This is a genomic window from Enterobacter sp. CM29 (assembly GCF_013179605.1).
Lineage (GTDB): Bacteria > Pseudomonadota > Gammaproteobacteria > Enterobacterales > Enterobacteriaceae > Enterobacter > Enterobacter intestinihominis.
The window spans coordinates 1-958 of the sequence record NZ_JABMCU010000373.1 but is presented as its reverse complement, the minus strand read 5'-3'; the positions used below and the strand labels follow the sequence as shown (position 1 = coordinate 958).

1 protein-coding gene is annotated in these 958 nt (G+C 60.0%); it reads left to right on the top strand.

Translation table 11 applies throughout. From position 1 onward, the window contains the following. Positions 1 to 207: 207 nt before the first annotated feature. Positions 208 to 958 (top strand): bifunctional phosphopantothenoylcysteine decarboxylase/phosphopantothenate--cysteine ligase CoaBC (coaBC, locus tag HP459_RS23135; RefSeq protein WP_171936948.1); only part of this gene is annotated, 751 nt, incomplete at its 3' end.

Sequence of the window (958 nt, the reverse complement as noted above, 5' to 3'; positions counted from 1 at the left end):
TTTCACGCGGTAGCAGCAGTTCAGTCTCTTCCATGCCCGGCCTCCTTCTGTTTGCCATTATGCTGCCACAGGCAAATTCGGGGCTCGACGCTGGCGTTTCGTTCTTGCGTAGCGCCTCGCAAAGTGAATTAAGGACATCATCACCCCGTTTTAGGGATTGTGATAAAATGCCCGCTCTCTGGTGAAACCCAACAGGAAAGAATCATGATGAGCCTGGCCGGTAAAAAAATCGTTCTTGGCGTCAGCGGCGGTATTGCTGCCTATAAAACGCCAGACCTGGTGCGCCGTTTGCGCGAGCGCGGGGCCGACGTACGGGTCGCGATCACCGAAGGCGGCAAAGCCTTTATCACCCCGCTGAGCCTGCAAGCCGTCTCGGGATACCCGGTATCCGACAGCCTTCTCGACCCGGCAGCCGAAGCCGCAATGGGCCATATTGAGCTGGGGAAATGGGCCGATCTGGTTATCCTTGCCCCCGCCACGGCAGATGTAATTGCCCGCGTGGCGGCCGGGATGGCGAACGATCTGGTAACGACCATTTGCCTCGCCACGCCTGCGCCCGTCGCGGTTGTACCCGCAATGAACCAGCAGATGTATCGCAACGCCGCTACCCAGCATAATCTGGATACGCTGGCCTCGCGCGGCCTGCTAATTTGGGGACCGGAGAGCGGCAGCCAGGCCTGTGGCGACGTGGGGCCAGGGCGTATGCTCGACCCATTGACGATTGTTGATATGGCCGCCGCCCATTTCTCGCCTGTCAACGATCTGCAACATCTCAACATCATGATTACCGCGGGCCCCACGCGCGAGCCGCTGGATCCGGTGCGATACATCACCAACCACAGCTCCGGCAAAATGGGCTTTGCGATTGCTGCCGCGGCAGCCAAACGAGGCGCGAACGTGACGCTGGTGAGCGGCCCGGTGTCGCTTACCACCCCTGCGTTTGTGCGGCGTATTGATG